Origin of the sequence: Pseudoalteromonas porphyrae, assembly GCF_001298125.1 — a bacterium.
Classification (GTDB): Bacteria; Pseudomonadota; Gammaproteobacteria; order Enterobacterales; family Alteromonadaceae; genus Pseudoalteromonas; species Pseudoalteromonas neustonica.
On the sequence record NZ_LHPH01000059.1, the window covers coordinates 1 to 1,299 of the forward strand.

A 1,299-nucleotide genomic window follows, 5' to 3' on the forward strand; every position below is an offset into this window, starting at 1 on the left:
GAGTTTATTTTCGACAATATAACAAAGCGCATATTCAAATGTACCCGGCAAAATTTGCTCAGAAAAATTGATAGGAATGAATTTATTTTGGCAGGATAAGTCAGGCTTGTAGTTGGCCATAACAGTTTACCGTGGGTGAATAATATCTATTAGATCACAGTAACCCAGTGGATTCAAGGTTAAAAAGCAATCAAGTCAAATGTGCAGAACCAGTTCCTAAAAAGAGTAATTCTACAACCTCAACGCCTCGTTAAGCGGATAAAAATGGTTGGCTATAATCGCGAAGCGATGGCCAACTGTTTTTATTCCGTTTAAACGACTTGTTATACGCTTCCTTCCGATTCTACGACTAATATTCGAGCTTCACCACGCGGATGCGCAACATGCTCAGTTCCAATAGACGCATAAAATATATCACCTGTTCTTAAAACCGATGATTGCTCAATTCCATTTTCTTTAAACAACATTTCAACAACGCCATCTAAAACAACAAACACTTCTTCGCCGTCATTTACATGCCACTTATAAGGCTGATCAGTCCAATGCAAGCGCGTCGTAATACCGTTCATATTTGCGATGTCTTTTGCACCCCAAGCGCGTTCAGATTTGAATTCTTTACTTCTAATTATTTCCACGATACTTCCAAATTATGAATAGCGTATAACGAGCCTGTAGATTAACTCGTTTTAAATTTATTTTTATTGATGAATCAACCATAGCCGAGTTCCTATTTTGGTTCAATCAGTTATCGCTAGTTTACATAAAATATAAAAAAGAATGTGCGGTTGTTTTAATGGCTGTTTTAGAGGGAGTTACAGGTGCTTAAGTCGCTATATTTCGGTTTAAAAAGGCTCCCCTTTTTTAATGCAGCCTGTTTCTCAGCTTTTCTAGATTATGAACAAGGCAATACAGTTGCCATTGCGCATTCACTTTCGTTTGTCCGCGTAAGGTCAATTTGTTCATGCCTTTATTGACTGTAATATTCCGCTGTTTATTTAGAGGAAAGCAGGCTCTATACAGCCTAGTCGTTTGCCATTCCTTCAATAAAAAACTGCCGTCGCCCCATTGGACTGTCTATTTTAACTTTCATTTTGTCGATATAGCTTAGCTTTTTACGTGATTCATCATTTTTAAACTGTACTTGCCGCCCTGTTTTTATTGGTGGCTTTCGCATGCATTGCTGTTGCAGTGGGCATACTTTGCAATCTTTTAAGTAACCGCAGAATCGCGTGTATTCTTGATTGTGACTCTTTACATTAACCCCGCTTCGCCACATACCATTGCCTGCGGGGCAGAGGC

Annotated in this window: 3 protein-coding genes; all 3 read right to left on the reverse strand. The window is 38.9% G+C overall.

The window, feature by feature from the left end:
• Positions 1 to 323 precede the first annotated feature (323 nt).
• Complete coding sequence (locus ADS77_RS21085; RefSeq protein ID WP_054456199.1) at positions 324 to 635, reverse strand: cupin domain-containing protein; 312 nt, start codon at positions 633 to 635, stop codon at positions 324 to 326.
• A gap of 226 nt (positions 636 to 861) precedes the next feature.
• A complete protein-coding gene (locus ADS77_RS23000) occupies positions 862 to 963 on the reverse strand; it encodes a transposase (protein ID WP_410054822.1) in 102 nt (33 codons plus the stop codon).
• A 58-nt stretch (positions 964 to 1,021) separates the two neighbouring features.
• The coding region (locus tag ADS77_RS22910) for a transposase (RefSeq protein WP_268794923.1) at positions 1,022 to 1,299 on the reverse strand (278 nt) is incomplete at its 5' end.